This window comes from Streptococcus sp. 20925_1_24 (assembly GCF_041432335.1).
GTDB classification, from domain to species: Bacteria; Bacillota; Bacilli; order Lactobacillales; family Streptococcaceae; genus Streptococcus; species Streptococcus mitis_BM.
Genome location: NZ_JAPVZM010000007.1, coordinates 32,594 through 52,172, shown reverse-complemented (window position 1 = coordinate 52,172; position 19,579 = coordinate 32,594). Strand labels below are relative to the sequence as shown.

Below are 19,579 nucleotides of genomic sequence, written 5' to 3'. Positions count from 1 at the left end.
GCTTCAAACAGGTGACATGTATAAAAATGTATAAAACCTCCTATTTTTTATGTAAATTAACCTTATAGCCTATTATTCTAATTTTTTTATTCAAAAGACTACTATTCTTTCCGGTTTTATGGTAAAATCTTTAACGGAGAAGGAAAATCGAGGTGAAATTATGGCAATTCCAAAGTATCAATATATAAAAGATGAGTTAAAGAACAAAATCATTTCTGGCCAATTCGCTAGTGGAGATAAATTTTACACTGAAGCTGAATTAATCGCTATGTATGATGTAAGTTCTATCACAGTTGTCCGCGCCTTAAACGACCTTGCCAAAGATGGCTATATTGTCCGCCAACAAGGAAAGGGTACATTCGTTTCACGCGCACGCAAACACAAACTCGTAGAGTTTTCTGATGTAGAAGTTTTTGAAACTAAAGATGATAAAGTGACCGTCCTTTCTATTGAGCGTGGAAACAAACTAAGCTACTTAGAAAAACTTGGACTACGCGGTAACCAATTCTACTACAAGATTGAACGTGTACGCGAAACAAATGGTGTCGTATACATCTATCACACATCTTATATTCCAGAACAATACATCAACGCAAATTATCCAAATCTTGAATATTATAGCTCTATCTATAACCGTTTCAAATTGGATTATCACATCCACATGAATGATGAACATTTTGAAGAAATCAATGAAATAGCATTTCCAACTCCAGAACATGCGGCTTCGGTCCTCGGAGTCGATGAACAATTCCCTAGCGTTTTACAAACAAAGACTACTAAATTAGAGTCTACTGGTCAGGTTCTCGCTTACAGCGAAACTTATAAACGAGCGGATTACTACAAAATCAAATTCATTTCATGTGACCGTGATCACTAAGAAGAAAGCCTGAGCCTTGCTTGGGCTTTTTTCTATGATTATTATATCCCATCAAAACTGTATTTTCTATATGTCAATGAAGATCGATTAAATTAGTTGAAATTTTACTAAAATATTGGGAATCTTTTTAGCAAAAAAGCTTTAATAAACAAGAAAAACCGAAGTTCTTCTACTCCAGTAAATAGAGTAATAGAACTTCGATTTTATTTTAATTATCCTAAACCAAGACGTTCAAAAATATCATCCACTCGTTTGGTGTAGTAAAGAGGGTTGAAGATCTCATCGATTTCTTCTTGTGTGAGGCGTGATGTCACTTCTGGATCTACTTCAAGAAGTGGTTTAAAGTCTACTTGGTTGTCCCAAGAGTAGGCTGTTTTTGGTTGCACCAGGTCATAGGCTTGCTCACGGGTCATCCCTTTTTCAATCAAGGTCAACATGGCACGTTGGCTAAAGATAAGACCAAACGTTGAGTTCATGTTGCGGATCATGTTTTCAGGGAAAACCGTCAAGTTCTTGACGATATTTCCAAAACGGTTGAGCATGTAGTCAATCAAGATGGTCGTATCTGGGGTGATGATGCGCTCAGCTGATGAGTGGGAAATGTCGCGTTCGTGCCAGAGAGCAACGTTTTCATAGGCTGTAATCATGTGACCACGGATAACACGCGCAAGCCCAGTCATATTTTCAGAACCAATTGGGTTGCGTTTGTGAGGCATAGCAGATGAACCTTTTTGCCCTTTGGCAAAGAATTCTTCCACTTCGCGTTGTTCTGATTTTTGCAAACCACGAATCTCAGTCGCCATACGCTCGATAGAAGTAGCGATGCTGGCAAGAACCGCAAAGTACTCAGCGTGAAGGTCACGAGGAAGCACCTGTGTAGAGATTTCTTGAGCACGGATACCCAATTTGTCGCAGACGTATTGCTCTACGAATGGTGGGATGTTGGCAAAGTTCCCAACCGCACCAGAGATCTTACCAGCTTCCACACCAGCAGCCGCATGCTCGAAACGCTCAATATTGCGCTTCATTTCGCTATACCAGGTTGCCAATTTAAGACCAAAAGTTGTCGGCTCAGCGTGCACCCCATGGGTACGACCCATCATGATGGTGAACTTGTGCTCCTTAGCCTTGTCAGCGATGATGTTGGTGAAGTTTTCAAGGTCACGACGGATGATGTCGTTAGCCTGCTTGTAGAGGTAACCGTAGGCAGTATCCACCACGTCAGTAGAAGTCAAGCCATAGTGAACCCACTTACGCTCTTCGCCAAGCGTTTCAGAAACCGCACGCGTGAAAGCCACCACATCGTGACGAGTCCCTTGCTCAATCTCCAAAATACGGTCGATGTCAAAGTCCGCTTTTTCACGAATCAAAGCTACATCTTCCTTAGGGATTTCCCCCAACTCAGCCCATGCCTCGTCAGCCAAGATTTCCACCTCAAGCCAAGCACGGTATTTATTTTCTTCACTCCAAATGTTCGCCATCTCAGGGCGAGAGTAACGGTTGATCATTGTTTCCTCCTCTGTTAATTCATATATATTTCGTTAATCTTATTTTCCAGCATTACAGGTATTTGATTATTATTAATCCATTCTAATGCTGCCAGTGGTTTTGAGTTCCCGCTAGGTCTATATCCAAGTACATCTTCAAAATCATTCTCCATACTAATTGTTGAACCCAAGTTTTCATCAAGACACTCTCTAATTGCTCTTGTACTTCTATCAGAAACTGCAATAGCTTCTAAAGACTTCCCTTCTTGATGATCCACATCATAAATTGCAACGTAAGGTATTTTAAATTTATTTAGCAACTTCATATACAGTGGAATATTATCCTTACTTCCACAATTAATTATAGTAAAACTATGCTTATAGATTCCCAACTTCTTTGCAATACTTGGAATGCTAACTGCCTCAGTATCTCCCTCCACTAAGATAACCTTATCAGCAAAAAACAATTCACTTCTTTCAGCATTTATCCAATTTAGATACTTCCACTTATCCCTGTCATTTTCTCGTTGAAAAAGTTCTTCATCACACTTTGAAACTTCAGATTCTCCGCTATCAGTCTTTCTCACAATACAAATTGATTTATACTTTTCTAAATCAATTAAATTATTAGAGTGGGTAGTAACAAAGACCTGGTTTCCCTCAGATAAACTTACTAAATCATCAAATAATTGCTTTTGTGCTTGAGGATGCAGAAACAATTCAGGTTCCTCAAATAAAAAATATTTTGATTTAGAGGCTTGTCTAGTGGAGGTTTCATTTTCGCCAACCTCTTTACTAGATCTTTCAGCTAAAAGTTTAATCAAAGACAGGTAAAATGTACGCTGTAAACCATTCCCCTTATGAGATATATCAGTTTCAACTCCGTCATCAAACAAGATTTCAATATAAGATTTCATAACCTCTGGCACATCCGGAGTCTTGAATTGTATTTTAACTTCTGTTCCCCAGTCTTTGAGTTGATTTGACAAGTCATTTTCTAATTTTGAAATTTCATCTAGATCTTCCTCTTTTTCTACCGAACCATTTCTCTGATTCAATACTGAAATAGCATCTTGCAGATTCTTTACAGCTTGTGAGTAATTTTGATTTACATCAGATAATAGGATTTCATTATATAATTTACCGAACATTGAACTTGCTTTTAAATTTAATTCATCAGAAGTATCTTTCAAGGCCGGAAGATAGTAAACATCACCAAGCAAACCTTGTGCAATATTTGCTTTCCCTAAAAAATTTGACTCTTCTAAAACATAATTCTTTTTAATACCATGAGACCTGATATATTCTTCCCTCAAGCTTTTTAGCTCTTCAACTTGCTTAGTTTTTGAATTGCCCTCAAATTCAGAGGATATCATTTTTTTTAATTTAGAAAGCGGACTATTTTCAAGATCAATATTTTTAAGTAATTTCTTAAATTCATCATCCTCAAGCCACGCATTTTCTTCAGAATATCTCTTAGTATAACCATTATAAGTAGGAGTACCCGACATTTTTACGGTTTTTCTTACTTTCATCTCACAAGCTTCAGTAACATATTTTGCAAATGTCGTTTGCTCTTCATTAGTCAACTCTTTAAATTCGACCTCAACAAATAACTCCTCAGCCCCTTTGAAATAATCATCCTCCTTAATTTTTATTCCGTCAAAGAAGAATAAAAGAGATGATAATAAGTTAGATTTTCCATGATTATTTTGTCCAATAATTATCATTAAATCATTTATACTTATATCTATATCTTTAAAGGACTTCCAATTATGTAATTTTATATTCGAGATTTTCATAATAACTCCAATGTTTCGTTCACAGTTCCCACACCTCATCCGGCACATCACTAAACAAAGTCACATGTCCCATCTTGCGGTTGTACTTCGCTTCTATTTTACCATACATGTGGAGGTGGGCGCTTGGATTTTCTGTGACATATTTTTCAGCAATCTCGACATGTTGACCTAGTACGTTGAGCATAACAGCTGGAGCATGTAGGTAGATAGCTGGCAATGGTGCTCCGAGAATACCGAGAATATGAGTATCAAACTGGGAGAAGTCACAGGCTTCGATTGAGTAGTGTCCTGAATTGTGTGGACGTGGCGCAATTTCATTGACCACGATATCATCAGCTGTCGCAAACATTTCCACGCAAAGAGTTCCAGACAGGTTCAATTGTTCTGCGATTTGTACTGCCATATCTTTAGCTTTCTCAGCTAAACTTTCAGAAATGCGAGCAGGCACAATGGTTTTTGAAAGAATGTTGTTTCGGTGGATATTTTCCTGAACTGGGAAAACCGTCACATCCTTGCCATTTCCAGAAACAATGACAGAAATCTCAAGGTCAAAGTTGACAAATTCCTCTAAAACGCAGGCTGCTGACTCAGCTAACGCATAGGCTTCTTCCAAGTCTGCTTCTGAGCGAATGACCTTTTGCCCATGCCCATCGTAGCCACCCGTCGCAGTCTTGAGGACATAGTTTTTCGATAAATCGATATCTGCTAAGTCTTGGCTAGAAGTCACAACCTTGTAAGGTGCCACAGTGACTTTTGCCTTGTTTGAAAGGAAGTCCTTCTCAAAGATACGGTTTTGTGAAATGCGGAGCATATCTGTTCCTTGAGGGAGCTGCCCATCCTTGATGACAGCATCCAAACCGTCGGCATCGACATTTTCAAACTCATAGGTGAGGACATCGCAACGCTCAGCCAACTGACGCAGAGCATCCACGTCATTATAAGGCGCCACAATGATTTCCGCTACGCGAGAGGCTGGGCAATCAGCCGCAGGATCCAGCGCGATAACCTTGTGCCCCATGTAGATAGCAGAAATAGCCATCATCTGACCCAGCTGGCCGCCACCTATAATTCCGATTGTTTTAGATGAGCTCATTTGTAGACTCCTCTGCGATTTTTCCTTGCTCTTCTGCAAAATCTGCCAATGCTGTCGCGATAGTCTGATCTTCTACTGAAAGGAGACGGAGGGCGAAGAGGGCAGCGTTAGTCGCACCTGCTTCACCAATAGCCATTGTCGCAACAGGCACGCCACCCGGCATCTGCACAATGGAATAAAGTGAATCCACGCCACTAAGAGCACGTGATTTGACGGGCACCCCAATGACAGGAAGGGTTGTTTTGGCTGCTACCATCCCTGGCAAATGGGCTGCTCCTCCAGCGCCAGCGATGATGACCTTGATACCACGACTACGCGCTTCTTCGGCATGCTTGAACATAAGGTCTGGTGTGCGGTGGGCAGAAACAACTTTCTTTTCGTAGGCTACACCGAAGCGGTCTAGAACCTCTGCTGTTTTTTGCATGGTGGCCCAGTCGGATTTTGAGCCCATGATGATGGAAATTACGGGTTTCATTTCTTCTCCTTTTTCCTCTTTTTCAACAATCACCTTAGGTTGTGAGGGACGGAAGCAAACCTTCGGTTTCATTTCTACAATTTGAGCCTAAGGTCTCAAATTTTCCCTAGACCCGAACAGATACTGTTCTGGTCTTTTCACCACGACGACCATTATCGTGTTTGGCGACTGCGTCGCTTTTTCTTATATCTTTACTTAATTGCCTTGCTTCCGATATCTGTTCGGTAGAAGAGGCCTTCTGTTTTTTGTTTGTCGAGTTGGCTGTAGATGGTGTTTTGGGCATCCTTTACAGTGTCTGCTGTGGTGACTAGCATATAAACACGTCCGCCGTTTGATAGCAGTGCTCTGCTATTTTCCGAAAACTTAGCCCCTGCATAGTAGGTGATGAGGTCGCCTTCTGTCTTGGCTGGCAACTTGACACCTTTTTCATAGTCTAGCGGATAACCGTTGGATGCGACAACCACGCCTAGTGTCACACCCTTGTCCGTCCAGGTGATATTTGGTTCCTTGCCATCAAGAATATCCATAATATTTTGTGCAAAGTCAGATGTCAAACGAGGCAGGATAATTTGCGTTTCTGGATCTCCGAAACGAGCGTTGAACTCGATGACTTTCGGTCCGTCAGCTGTCAAGATAAGCCCTGCGTAAAGAACACCCAGATAAGGGCGACCTTCTTTAATCATCCCTTCGAGGACTGGCTTGACAATGGTGTCAACCGCTGTATAAACTACACTATGTGGTAAGTGTGGAACTGGCGCATAGGCACCCATCCCCCCCGTGTTAGGCCCCTTATCGCCATTATAGGCACGTTTGTGGTCCTGAGCTGTTGGCATGATGTAGAACTTATCACCATTGACAAAGGCAAAGAGTGAAAATTCCTCTCCTTCAAGGAATTCCTCAATAACCACACGCGCACCTGAGTCACCAAATTTATTGTCCAAAAGCATCTCGTGAGCTGCTTCGACCGCTTGCTCAACTGTCTCAGCAACGACGACACCCTTCCCAAGCGCCAAGCCATCCGCCTTGACTACGATAGGCGTACCCTGCTTTTCGATATAGGCCTTGGCTTCCTCGAAATCTGAGAATGTGCAATAGGCTGCTGTCGGAACGCCGTATTTGACCATGATTTCCTTGGCAAAATCCTTGGACCACTCTAGCTCTGCCGCCAATCTTGTCGGACCAAAGGCTTTGAGACCAGCTTGGTTAAAATCATCCACGATACCAGCAGCAAGGGCATCATCTGGACCGATAAAGGTCCAAGCAATATCGTTGGTTTTTGCAAACTCAATCAATTTAGAATGTTCGGAAATGGAGATATTTACCAACTCCAAACCATCCAGAGTCATCCCATCATTCCCAGGAGCTACAAATACTTTTTCAACGTCTTTTGACTCAAGCAACTTCTTAGCAATCGCATGTTCACGACCACCCGAACCGACAACTAACAGCTTCATTTCTCAACCTCTTTTGCGAATTATTTAATAACATTATATCATAAACGTTCGTTTTAATCTTGTTTCACTCCGCATTTTTACGCAAAAAAGGAAAGAAACTGTTTCCTTCCCTTTAACGTTCTTAATGTCTAAAATGTCTCACGCCTGTGAAGACCATAGTCAAGCCATATTTGTCTGCCGCTTCGATAGATTCTTGGTCACGGACTGATCCTCCAGGTTGAATAATAGCTTTAATGCCTGCTTTGGCGATTTCTTCCACGTTATCCGCAAATGGAAAGAAGGCATCGGAAGCAAGCACAGCGCCGTCAAGGCGGTCTTTTGCTTGGTCAATCGCAATACGAACAGAGGCCACACGGTTGGTTTGACCTGGGCCAACACCAAGTGTCATGTGGTCATTAGTGATGATGATACCGTTTGATTTGACATACTTGATAGCCTTCCATGCAAACTCAAGGGCAGTCGCCTCTGTCTCGGTTGGCTGGCGTTTGGTCACCACTTGCCAGTCAGCCGGGCTTTCCTTAACCACGTCTTGGTTTTGCACCAGAAGTCCACCAACTACACCTGTGTATTCTGCTTCCACTTCACTAGCCTCTTGAGCATCAAATGGCAAGGCAAGGATACGCAAGTTTTTCTTTTTATTAGTCAAAATGGCTAGCGCTTCATCCGTATAGCTTGGTGCAATGATGATTTCAAGGAAAACACCATGCATCTTCTCAGCTGTCGCAGCATCTACCTCACGGTTGAGAACGACAATTCCACCAAAGATAGAAACTGGGTCAGACTCATAAGCGTAGTCCCAAGCAGTTTCGATGTCATCAGCTTGACCGATACCGCACGGGTTCATGTGTTTGAGAGCCACAACGGTTGGACGATCTTTGAAATCACGAATGATACGAATGGCAGCGTCAGCATCTCTGATATTGTTGAATGACAGTTCCTTACCGTTAAGCTGTTTCGCTGATGCAATAGAATAATCTGTCGGCAATGCTTTTTGGTAGAAGTCCGCGTCTTGTTGAGGGTTCTCACCGTAACGCATAGCTTGTTTGAGGTCATAGGTCAAAGTGAGCTTTTCAGGTTTGCTTTCCCCCACTTGAGTAGTGAAATACTCTGCAATCAAGGCATCATAAGCCGCTGTGTGACGGAAAACTTTGGCTGCCAAACGTTGACGCGTTTCGTAAGTCGTTTCACCATCGGCTGACAACTCGTCCAAAACCACTGTATAGTCAGCAGGGTCTACCACAACCGTCACGCTGGCATGATTCTTCGCTGCCGAGCGAAGCATAGATGGTCCACCGATATCAATGTTTTCAACGGCAACAGCGTACGTCACATCTGGTTTGAGGATCGTTTCCTTGAAAGGATAAAGGTTGACCACTACAAGGTCTATGAGCTCGATTTGATTGTCTTTGGCCGCTTCCAGGTGACTATCCAAGTCACGACGAGCGAGAAGCCCACCGTGGATATTTGGATGAAGGGTCTTGACACGACCGTCCATCATTTCTGGAAAACCGGTCACATCATCAATCGCAATGGTATCTACCCCAGCATTGTCAAGGGCAACCTTTGTCCCACCTGTCGAGATAATATCCCAACCAAGTTTTTTAAGTTCTTGGGCAAATTCAACAATGCCCACTTTGTCTGAGACGCTGATTAAGGCGCGTTTAGTCATTATATTCTCCTTTTTAATCATTAGTTAAACACCAATTAAATGCAGTAACAGTAAAACAAAATAAGCAAAACCAAGGCTAAGCATACCTAAGATATTGACCCATTTTCTAGTCTGTGATTTGAACACTCTTATAAAAATTTGATAAATCAGTAAGCCTACACAAACACCTAGCGTATTTAAAGCCAAATCCGTTATATCTGTTATACCTATTGCTAAAATATACTGTAAGCACTCAAACAATAAACTAATTAAAAAACCTGTCCCGACTATTTTTAAATTAGATAAATTAGTTTTTATCAGAGGGAAACAAACACCTAATGGAATAAAGGAAATCAGATTAAATAACATTTCAGCAAAAACAATTTTTCCATCTACTATTAGTGGTTCTGAAAATGGAATCCAATTGATGTACCTTGGAGCTAAGAAAAATGCTATAAATTCAGGATTAGTTTCAAACTTAAATAAGATTCCCCAAGTTAATAACATCAGATAGACATAAAATACATATCGAGTTGTTTTTTTAGATTCTAACATTACAAATACCTCCGTTTGAAGCCGTCTTCAACAATCACTGACTCCAATTTTGAATCAAAGATATCATATGAATCATCAATGGCAATGGTGCTCACCCCAGTATTATCAAGGGCAACCTTGGTTCCACCTGTTGAGATGATGTCCCAACCGAGTTTTTTTAAGTTCTTGGGCAAATTCAACAATACCATCTTTGTTTGAGATACTGATTAAAGCTTTTTTCGTCATTCTATTCCTCTTTCTTTAGGTCCAAGCGCATAGCGACTTCATTATTTTCTTCTATAAATTCTGTTTCCTGAAAACCCAAACTAGTCAACAGGTGCTTCATTTTTTCATTTCCAACCACATAATCTGCGATAATATGATTGCAATCGCTATCCATCTGAGCCTTTTTGATCAGAACTTCCACGGCTTTTCGTCCATAACCTCTTCCTTGGTACTGCTGGCCAATCATTATCCGCCAGATAAAGTATTCCGCTTCATCCTTATCTATTTCCAACAGGAGAAAACCAACTACAAGCTCATTCCAATAAATTGCCATTGGAAACACATCCCCATTCTCTCGGTAGAGCCATGCGTCAGCTAAAGAGCGTACATTTGGAGACACGAAACGTGCTCGTTCATCAGCTTCAGATATTTTCAAATCCAGCACTGCCTGAAAACTGCTCTCATCTACTAATTTTATCTCAATCATTTTTTCTCCTAGCAAGATTGCACAATCAAAATTTGATTTACTTCTTATCTTCTCCCTACTCCCAAACATTCCAACACTTCTGGATAGAGCTGATATTCCGCTTCATGAATCCGTTCTTCAAAACTGTCAATGGTATCATCAGCTAATCGTGGTACACGTACTTGTTTGATAACTTTTCCCGTATCCACACCTGAATCCACCCAGTGAATGGTCACACCAGACTGATCCACACCAGCATTCCAAGCATCCTCAATCCCATGAGCTCCTGGAAATTCTGGCAAGTAGGCTGGATGAATGTTGATAATCCGACCTTCATAAGCCGCCAATAAGGTTGGCCCAACGATTTTCATGTAGCCTGCTAGGCAAACCAAGTCAATCTGATGTTCTTCCAAGAGTTCGACAATGGCTGCTTCGTAGTCTGCCTTGCTCTCAAACTCCTTGAGTTCAAAAGCATAGGACAGAACGCCGAGCTTGTCTGCACGTTCGAGCACATAGGCGTCACGATGGTCTGAAAAGACAAACTCTACTGGAAATTGTTCCGCTATCACCTGAAAATTTGAGCCATTACCAGAGGCAAAAATCGCTATTTTTTTCATTTGATGATGACACTTTCGTTTTCTTTCTTGACGATACGACCGATTTCATAGACTGGTTCATCCAACAATTCCTTGACACGACTTACATTTTCAGGGCTAACTGCCAGCATAAGTCCCACACCCATATTGAAGATTTCAAACATTTCTTCATGTTTGATTTTACCATATTTTTCAAGAGCTTTGAAAATTGGAAGCACGGGAACCTTGTCTTCTTCAATCTCAGCAGCCAAGTCAGCTACAAACATACGAGGGACATTTTCGATAAAACCGCCACCTGTAATGTGGGCAATGCCATTGACCAACTCTTCCTTGATAAGTGGTAAGACAGCCTTGACATAGATACGAGTTGGCTCAAGAAGGACTTCCTTGAGTTGCTTACCTTCCAATTCTGGCAAGATTTCCTCACCTGTGTAATCCGCAAAGACACGACGGACGAGAGAGTAACCATTGGAATGAATCCCACTTGAAGCAAGTCCGAGAAGAACATCTCCTTCTGCCACCTTTGAACCGTCAATTATTTGAGATTTTTCAGCCACACCGACCGCAAAACCAGCCAAGTCATAGTCATCTTCGCCGTACATGCCAGGCATTTCAGCCGTTTCCCCACCAATGAGGGCAGCGCCTGCCTGCACACAACCTTCTGCCACACCAGCAACCACTTGTTCTAGCTTAGCTGGTTCATTCTTCCCTGTCGCTACGTAGTCAAGGAAATAGAGGGGTTCCGCACCCGCAGCGATGATATCATTGACACACATGGCTACACAGTCCTGACCGATAGTATCGTGCTTGTCGTATTTGATAGCCAACATGAGCTTGGTTCCGACACCGTCAGTCCCTGAAATCAAGACGGGTTCTTTAACCCCAGTCTTTGAAAGGTCAAACATACCACCAAAGCCACCCAGAGCTCCCATGACACCTTCACGCTCCGTACGAGCCACGTGCTTTTTAATCCGTTCAACAACTTCATAACCCGCTTCAACATCCACACCAGATTGAGCGTACGCATTTTTATTTGCCATTTTTATGTTCCTTTTCTTTGAGAAAGATTGTGACGTATTTTTAGATAAACAATTATTTTATCTAATACTCAATGAAAATCAAAGAGCAAACTAGGAAGCTAGCCGCAGGCTGTACTTGGGTACGGCAAGGTGAAGCTGACGTGGTTTGAATTTGATTTTCGAAGAGTATAAAAATACTAGTCAGGGTTCTAGCTTTGTCCCACAGGAGAAAGCGTCTACTGACAAATGCTTTAGCTTTTAGTCAGTAGTGAGACGTGGAGCATAAGCATTTTTATTTGTCATTTTGTCTCCTCTTCCTTTCCTTTAATGGAGGATCTTTCGTCTATTTGTAAAAACTGGTCTTTTCTTCCAAACTTCTACGATAGTCTTCTTCATAGTCGTAGAGAGGCGTTGGGTAATCACCATCAAAATAAGCGACACAGAGACCGCCATTTGGCGCATCTGTTTCGATCCCAATTGAGTCAATCAAACCTTCAACAGACAGATAGGTCAGACTGTCCGCACCAATGATTTGACGCGTTTCTTCAACCGTATGATTGGCCGCAATCAGCTCCTGACGGGTTTGGATATCAATCCCGTAGAAACATGGATAAGCTAGCGCTGGACTACCAATAGCAACGTGAACCTCAGTCGCACCCGCTTCTTTCAAGAGTTGAACAATCCGACGAGAGGTTGTTCCACGTACAATAGAGTCATCAATCATAACCACACGCTTGCCTTTTACAACGCCTGAAACAGCAGAGAGTTTCATCCGCACCCCTTGCTCCCGCAATTCTTGAGTCGGTTGGATAAAGGTGCGTTGGGTGTATTGATTCTTGATGAGGCCCATTTCATTTGGCAAACCAGATTCTTCCGCAAATCCCATAGCCGCGCTGAGGGAAGAATTGGGCACACCGACCACGATATCCGCCTCATGCTTGAATTCACGCGCCAATTGGGCACCCATACGTTTGCGAGCCGTATGGACATTGACACCGTGGATATTAGAATCAGGGCGAGCAAAATAAATATACTCCATAGAACAGATTGCTAACTGAGTATCATCCGTATAGCTATCATACTGGATGCCCTTGTCATCAATGATCACAATCTCACCTGGCTTCAAATCACGAATCCATTCAGCACCAATGACCTCAAAAGCACAGGTTTCAGAGGAAATCACCACCGCTCCGTTGGCCATTTTCCCGATAGAAAGGGGACGGAAACCATTGGGGTCAAGAGCCGCAATTAACTTATCCTCAAACAGCAAGATATAGGCAAAACCACCTTTGACAAGACTGAGCGCTTCCTTGATTTTGCCCATCAGGCTAGGATTATGACTGCGACGAATGAGATGAGCCAAGATTTCCGAGTCCGAAGTCGCGCTGAAAATCGCGCCTCTTTGTTCCAGTTCTTTCTTGAGAGAGGCTGCATTGGTCAGATTTCCATTATGAGCCAAGCCAAACTGCATATCGTGAAAACGGAAGAGGAAGGGCTGGATGTTATCTACAGAAGCTTCGCCAGCAGTCGCGTAACGCACATGACCAATTGCACCAGTTCCAGTTAATTTATCCAAATTAGCAGGATTTCTGAACACTTCTGATAAAAGCCCCATGTCACGATGGCGCTTCAATTGCCCCTGATCATTGGAGAGGATTCCTGCCCCCTCCTGACCACGGTGTTGAAGACTGTGGAGACCAAAATAGGTCAATTTAGCAGCATCTGGATGTCCCCAGATACCGAAAACACCACATTCTTCATTAAGAGATTTTACTTCGTATGTCATTTTATATACCTAATTTTTATTTGTGTAGCACCAAGAGCTAAATCTACATGACTTTTACATTACTGATACTATCTATTAGAAAATCTGCAAGTCTTATTTTCCAGTAAAGTATTTAACCGCTGACGCGAACAGGTGCTGGTCTTTATTTCCTGGGATATTTTGGAAAAGACCTTCCTCATAACGTTCTGAGTGTCCCATCTTACCGATGATTTGGCCGTTCTTGCTGGTAATTCCTTCAATGGCATGGACGGAACCATTCGGATTGTACTTAGAATCCATACTTGGTTTGCCGTCAAAATCAACGTATTGGCTGAAAATTTGGCCATTGTCACGGAGCTCTGCAAATTCTTCAGCCGTCACGACAAATTTCCCTTCACCGTGCGATACTGGGATGGCATGGATATCGCCCACTTGCACGCCAGCCAACCATGGCGAGTTGGTATTGGCAATACGGGTTTCCACCATCTTGGCCACGTGTTGGTTGGCATCATTGTAGAAGAGGGTTGGACTAGTACTAGTAGCATCCTCGAAATTTCCGTATGGAAGAAGACCTGATTTGACCAAGGCCTGGAACCCATTACAGATACCGATAATCAAGCCACCACGAGCGATAAAGCTATCAATAGCTGCACGCACTTTTTCATTAAGCAGGATATTGACAATAAACTTAGCTGAACCATCTGGTTCGTCCGCAGCTGAGAAGCCACCTGCAAAGAAGAGAATGTTAGCCTTACCGATGTTGTCAACCATAGTTTCAACTGACTTGACAATGGCTTCTTCATTCAAGGTCACAAATGGCACCAAGTTGACCTCTGCACCTTCTTTTTCAAAGGCCTTTGCTGAGTCATATTCCGAGTTGGTCCCTGGGAAAACTGGGATGTAAACCACAGGTTTTTCAACCTTTTCTTTGGCTTTAATCACAACATCTGATGCAACAGCTGGTACTTCAGCCAGTTCTTTGGCTTGGGCAAATTCTGTTGGGTAAACTTCTTCCAATTTTCCTTGGAAGGCACTGTCAAGTTTGTGTCCATCTAGCTTCACACCGTTTACAAGGAGTGTAAAGTCTGCTTTCGTTTGACCAATCTTCTCTACTCCAGCGATTTCTTCAGGAGATGTGAAGATAAATCCGCCTAATTGAGCTGTCAAAGCCGTTTCAAGTTCAGGCAAGGTTACTTCTGCACCGATATGATTTCCAAAGGTAGCAAGTGCCAAACTTTCCACAACACCACCATATTTGACAGCTGATGCAGATGTCACTTTATGAGCCTTTTGAAGGGCTTCAAACTGAGCAAAATTTGACTTAATTAAGTCAAAATCAATCTCTGCTGAGAGTGCTTGGCCTGGAATGTAGTAGATATTTTCCCCAACAGCTTTAAATTCTGGAGAGAGCACATTACGGCTATCTGCCGTCGTCACCCCAAAAGCGACCAAGGTTGGCGGTACTGTCAATTCTTCAAAAGTACCAGACATGGAGTCCTTACCACCGATAGATGGCAAACCAAGCTGAATTTGTGCCTCGATAGAGCCTAGGAGAGCTGCTACTGGCTGGCCAAAACGCTCAGCTTGTTTGTCCATGCGCTCGAAATACTCTTGGTAAGAGAAGCGAGCCTTAGACCAGTTAGCGCCCGAAGCCACCAAACGAGCAGTTGCTTCGATCACCGCATAGGCAGCACCGTGGTATGGAGACCATTCAGCTACATATGGGTTGAATCCTTGAGCCATGACTGATGCAGTATGAGTCACACCGTGTTGAACTGGTAATTTCTGCACAGATGCCTCAGTTGGTGTGAGTTGGTAACGACCACCAAGGGGGTGATTAACCGTTGAGCGTCCAACAGAGCAGTCAAAGATAGTCTGTAATCCTTTTTGACTCGCATGATTCAAATCAGATAGAACTGTAAGTGTATCAGCTTCCAGTGTTTCTACGCTTGTTGTGCGTTCTTCTGGGAGTTTGACATCCTTGTCTACAACCTTGGCATCGACAACCACTCGTACACCATTGGTATCAAGGAAGCGACGCTCCAAGTCGACAATGGTTTCACCATTCCAGTGCATGACTAGATTTGGTTTTTCAGTCACTGTCGCCACCACAACAGCATCAATATTCTCTTTGTTACATTCAGCAACGAAGGCATCCACATCTTCAGGACGAACCACAACCGCCATCCGTTCTTGTGATTCAGAGATGGCAATTTCGGTACCATTCAAGCCCTGGTATTTAAGAGGTACCTTGTTGAGGTCGATTTCAAGACCGTCTGCCAATTCACCGATGGCTACACAGACACCACCAGCACCAAAGTCGTTGGATTTCTTAATGAGACGAGTGACATCACCATTACGGAAGAGGCGCTGAATCTTACGTTCTTCGATGGCATTCCCTTTTTGAACCTCAGCTCCAGCAGTTTCCACAGACTCAACCGTTTGAACCTTAGAAGAGCCCGTCGCACCACCGACACCATCACGTCCAGTCTTACCTCCAAGGAGGATAATGACATCACCCGCTTCCGGTTTTTCACGGACAACATTGCCCTTAGGAGCCGCTCCGACAACAGCACCAAGCTCCATGCGTTTAGCTACAAAGCCTGGATGGAAATACTCACGAACGTAGGTCGTCGCAAGCCCAATCTGGTTACCATATGAAGAATAACCATGAGCAGCTGTCTTAGAAATAACCTGTTGTGGCAGCTTACCAGCACGCGTTTCCGAAATCGGTGCTGTAATATCACCAGCACCTGAAATACGCATGGCTTGATAAACGTAGGAACGACCTGACAATGGGTCACGAATGGCTCCACCGATACAGGTAGCAGCACCACCAAATGGCTCAATTTCCGTTGGGTGATTGTGGGTTTCGTTCTTGAACATGAGGAGCCATGGTTCTTTCACACCATTAACGTCCACTTCGATTTCTACTGAGCAAGCATTGATTTCATCTGACACTTCCATGTCATCCAAACGTCCATTAGCACGCTCATAACGACCGAAAATAGTCGCCATATCCATCAAGGTTTGTGGTTTTTCAGAGCGACCCAACTCTTCGCGCATAGCAATATATTTGTCATAGGTTGACTGCAATTGTTTTTGGAATTTAGAAGCTGAGAAATCAATCTGCTTCAACTCTGTCTCAAAAGTCGTGTGACGGCAGTGGTCAGACCAGTAAGTGTCCAAAACCTTGAGTTCTGTTTCCGTCGGCACGCGCCCGATTGACTTGAAGTAGTCTTGGATAAAAAGCAAATCATCCACTTCCATGGCCATCCCTTGTTTAGCCTTGTAGCGCGCAAAGTCTTCTGCTGTATAGTTTTCAAAGAAAGTCAATTTAGGAATGGTCTTGTCTGACTCAGAAAATTCCTGCTTGGCAATCCCTGTCGTGATGTCCTTGAAACGAGAATCAACTGGATTGAGCAAGTAGTTCTTGACTGCTTCCAACTCAGTCGCATCAATATCTTTATTGACTAAGTAAAGTTGAGCGGTATTGACTGTTACATCACTCGAGCTACCTAGCAAAAGCAAGGCTTCCTGTGAAGATGCTGCACGCTGGTCAAACTGCCCAGGTAGACTTTCAATAGCAAAGAAAGCATAGTTAGCCAGATCCGCCTGCACAGCCGCTTCGTCCAAGACATGATCTGTCACCTGCTCAGAGAAGATGTGTTTCTCTGCAGGTGCAAACAGGTCCTCTGCCAAGTTAAAGACATCATACACTTGCACGATGCGAATACTTTTCAAGCTTGAAAGTCCCAAGTTATGCTGGAGTTCTCTAACCAAACTCTCTGACTTGACCTGAAAATCAGCCTTTTTTTCAACAAAAATACGTTTATCCATCAATTCTTATTCCTTTATTTCAGCTCTTGCAATCTTTCCAAATGACCTTGAGAGTCTTGCAAATAGATTATTTCAATTCCTGTAACTTTTCCCAAACAATCTCATAAACGTCTGTTAGTTCTCCCAATCCTCTACGAAAAACATCCTTATCCATGTGGTTACCATCCGCATCCCACAAGCGGCAGTTATCTGGTGAAAATTCGTCTGCTAAGATAATCTTGCCATCCTTATCAAAACCGAACTCTAGCTTAAAGTCAATCAACTTAAGCCCAATCTCAGCGAACCAGGCTTTCAAGAGTTCATTGATACGACGCGTTTCTTCCTTCAAGTAGGAGATTTGCTGGTCATCCGCAATCTGTAGGAATTTCACATGCTCGTCATTAATAAATGGGTCATCCAAATCATCATTTTTGTAGTAAAATTCAACAATCGGAGTCTCCAAGGCGATTCCCTCATCCACACCAAAACGTTTTGAAAAGGAACCAGCCGTGTAGTTGCGTAGCACGACTTCCAAAGGAATAATCTTAACCTTTTTATTGAGTTGTTCCGTGTCTGAAAGCTTCTCCACAAAGTGAGTCGCCACACCAGCCGCATTTAATTTCTCAAAAATAAAAGATGAAATCTGATTATTCAAAACTCCTTTGCCCGCAATCTGCTCCTTCTTAACACCATTAAAAGCAGTCGCCTGGTCCTTGTAAGTTGAAATAATAAGATTTTCATCCTCAGTTGTATAGATATCTTTAGCTTTTCCCGAATAGATCAATTGTTTTGACATTTTAAAGTTCGCCTTTCGTATTACTTGAGCACATTCTACCATAAAAAACCTAAAATTACAAGAATTTAACCGAATAAATAACGTAGTGGCTTCAAAAATCATAAAGAAAAAACCGCAAGAAGAATATTTCTCACAGTTTTAAAATCATTTAACTCTAAAAACACGAACATTACTCTTTGTTCAAAAATTGATCTAAATAATAACGTAGATAACTTTTCTTGCCCGTAATCATCTGTAGGCGACCTTCCATCCCGTAACGAAGTTTTTCAGCCTGCTCAGAAGTTAGATTAGTCTCCGCCTCGATTTTAAAGAAATTCCCTTTTTCAGTCTTAGTAGCTGTCGCATCAATACTTGTAATAGTAGAATCTAGGAAAAGCTGATTCTTGGCATCATGAGTCGTAGTATAGCGAACAGAATCACCGACCTTAATCCTTGCTACATCTTTTGAACTAAGATAAGCTGTTAGTTTGGCTTTCCCTTCTTTTTCCAAGGACGGATAAAGTTGGGCTAGTAAGGCACCTTCTGCTACCATAGTAGAATCACTAGTCTCAGGATTAAGGTGAAGCACCCCATCCTCACTCGCCGTAATTTTCCCCTTGTCTAAAAGATTTCCCTGAACCTTCTTACCCGATTCTGCCTCGAAAATTTTCTGGTCTAGAAGGGTCAATTCCTGACCAACCTTAGCCAAGTGTTGGAATTTGAGAGACTCCAATTGACTGCCTAAGCCTGACGCATAGGCTTGCTGGGTACCTGAACCTGCATACTGGACACGGTAAGTAGCAAGACTAGATTCTAACTGAGAAAGCTGTGCTTCAACCTGCGCCACTGCCTGAGCCTTAGCTTGCGGATTTTCCTCGCCCTGAGACTTGTAGGACTGGTAGAGAGAGTAAGCTAGATTCTGACTGGCCAAGGAAGCACCTGTTTCAATAGCTGACTTAGCTGTCTGGTAATCGCGAATTTTAGCCTCTGTTTGGCTGATGAGGTTACCGATTTCAGCTTGGGTTTGGCTAGCTGCTGCATTCTGGGACGCGATGGTCTCATTTTGTTGCGATGTACTAGCCCTAAGACTACCTGCTTGGCTGATGTAGTCACGAAAGGTGGCTTGGTAGCCAAATTTATCCTCCTCTGGAAAGTGGTTCTCCCCTTCTTGCAGGCTCTTTTGCAAATACTCCAATTGCTTTTTTTGATCCTTAAGCATGTCCAACTGACTGGCATAAGACTCCGCTTGGACACCCTCTGCCCCTTCCTGATATTGAACTAACAGTTCTCCCTTTTTAACCAGCTTATTTTCTTCCAAATGATTGACAAGCATACGATTGTTGCTAGTTGACTGGATATTTGCAAGGATTCGACTAGGCTCAACAGTAGCTCTAGTAGACAAACTCATCTCCTTCTCTGCAAATGTTGCAAATCCAAGCAAAAACACGAGCAGAAGGGACATGGGGACAATCACCCGACTGGAAAAATTATGGTAACGACGATTATAAAACTCCGCACTTTCTAAAAATTCTGGTTTCATCCTC

General features: G+C 42.7%; 15 protein-coding genes and 1 pseudogene. 1 reads left to right on the top strand and 15 read right to left on the bottom strand.

The window, feature by feature from the left end:
- Positions 1-160 precede the first annotated feature (160 nt).
- Positions 161-877 carry a GntR family transcriptional regulator gene (locus O3650_RS04845; protein ID WP_001007194.1) on the top strand — a complete coding sequence of 239 codons (717 nt, stop codon included), beginning with the start codon at positions 161-163 and terminating at the stop codon, positions 875-877.
- 212 nt (positions 878-1,089) lie between these two features.
- Here O3650_RS04845 and purB read toward each other — a convergent pair whose 3' ends face one another.
- The 15 genes and pseudogenes from purB to comB form a co-directional block, all read right to left on the bottom strand.
- On the bottom strand, positions 1,090-2,385 hold the full coding sequence (gene purB, locus O3650_RS04840; protein WP_261066188.1) for an adenylosuccinate lyase: 1,296 nt from the start codon (positions 2,383-2,385) through the stop codon (positions 1,090-1,092).
- A 14-nt stretch (positions 2,386-2,399) separates the two neighbouring features.
- Entirely contained in the window at positions 2,400-4,166 is a 1,767-nt protein-coding gene (locus O3650_RS04835) for an AAA family ATPase (RefSeq protein WP_180948018.1), read from the bottom strand.
- A gap of 19 nt (positions 4,167-4,185) precedes the next feature.
- On the bottom strand, positions 4,186-5,259 hold the full coding sequence (purK, locus tag O3650_RS04830; RefSeq protein ID WP_238393787.1) for a 5-(carboxyamino)imidazole ribonucleotide synthase: 1,074 nt from the start codon (positions 5,257-5,259) through the stop codon (positions 4,186-4,188).
- A complete protein-coding gene (gene purE / locus O3650_RS04825; RefSeq protein WP_203175729.1) occupies positions 5,246-5,734 on the bottom strand; it encodes a 5-(carboxyamino)imidazole ribonucleotide mutase in 489 nt (162 codons plus the stop codon). Before purE ends, purK begins: the two co-directional genes overlap by 14 nt.
- A 191-nt stretch (positions 5,735-5,925) precedes the next feature.
- Positions 5,926-7,188, bottom strand: a complete 1,263-nt coding sequence (gene purD, locus O3650_RS04820; protein ID WP_203175731.1) for a phosphoribosylamine--glycine ligase — start codon at positions 7,186-7,188, stop codon at positions 5,926-5,928.
- Positions 7,189-7,309: 121 nt separating this feature from the next.
- Positions 7,310-8,857, bottom strand: coding sequence for a bifunctional phosphoribosylaminoimidazolecarboxamide formyltransferase/IMP cyclohydrolase (gene purH, locus O3650_RS04815; protein WP_203175733.1), 1,548 nt, complete (start codon positions 8,855-8,857; stop codon positions 7,310-7,312).
- 24 nt (positions 8,858-8,881) lie between these two features.
- Positions 8,882-9,391: a VanZ family protein gene (locus O3650_RS04810; RefSeq protein ID WP_060805150.1), complete on the bottom strand. Its 510-nt coding sequence runs from the start codon at positions 9,389-9,391 to the stop codon at positions 8,882-8,884.
- Positions 9,392-9,462: 71 nt separating this feature from the next.
- Positions 9,463-9,616 (bottom strand): annotated as a pseudogene (locus O3650_RS04805) (bifunctional phosphoribosylaminoimidazolecarboxamide formyltransferase/IMP cyclohydrolase); the annotation flags it as partial.
- Between the two features lies 1 nt (position 9,617).
- Entirely contained in the window at positions 9,618-10,082 is a 465-nt protein-coding gene (locus tag O3650_RS04800; protein ID WP_101785683.1) for a GNAT family N-acetyltransferase, read from the bottom strand.
- Between the two features lie 44 nt (positions 10,083-10,126).
- Positions 10,127-10,678, bottom strand: a complete 552-nt coding sequence (gene purN / locus O3650_RS04795; RefSeq protein ID WP_371491706.1) for a phosphoribosylglycinamide formyltransferase — start codon at positions 10,676-10,678, stop codon at positions 10,127-10,129.
- Positions 10,675-11,697 carry a phosphoribosylformylglycinamidine cyclo-ligase gene (gene purM, locus O3650_RS04790; RefSeq protein WP_371491704.1) on the bottom strand — a complete coding sequence of 341 codons (1,023 nt, stop codon included), beginning with the start codon at positions 11,695-11,697 and terminating at the stop codon, positions 10,675-10,677. Before purM ends, purN begins: the two co-directional genes overlap by 4 nt.
- A gap of 322 nt (positions 11,698-12,019) precedes the next feature.
- Positions 12,020-13,462, bottom strand: a complete 1,443-nt coding sequence (purF, locus tag O3650_RS04785) for an amidophosphoribosyltransferase (protein ID WP_101776946.1) — start codon at positions 13,460-13,462, stop codon at positions 12,020-12,022.
- A gap of 93 nt (positions 13,463-13,555) precedes the next feature.
- On the bottom strand, positions 13,556-17,281 hold the full coding sequence (locus O3650_RS04780) for a phosphoribosylformylglycinamidine synthase (RefSeq protein ID WP_371491702.1): 3,726 nt from the start codon (positions 17,279-17,281) through the stop codon (positions 13,556-13,558).
- 67 nt (positions 17,282-17,348) lie between these two features.
- On the bottom strand, positions 17,349-18,056 hold the full coding sequence (purC, locus tag O3650_RS04775) for a phosphoribosylaminoimidazolesuccinocarboxamide synthase (protein WP_194250499.1): 708 nt from the start codon (positions 18,054-18,056) through the stop codon (positions 17,349-17,351).
- Between the two features lie 169 nt (positions 18,057-18,225).
- Positions 18,226-19,575, bottom strand: a complete 1,350-nt coding sequence (gene comB / locus O3650_RS04770) for a competence pheromone export protein ComB (protein WP_153193718.1) — start codon at positions 19,573-19,575, stop codon at positions 18,226-18,228.
- Between the last annotated feature and the right edge of the window lie 4 nt (positions 19,576-19,579).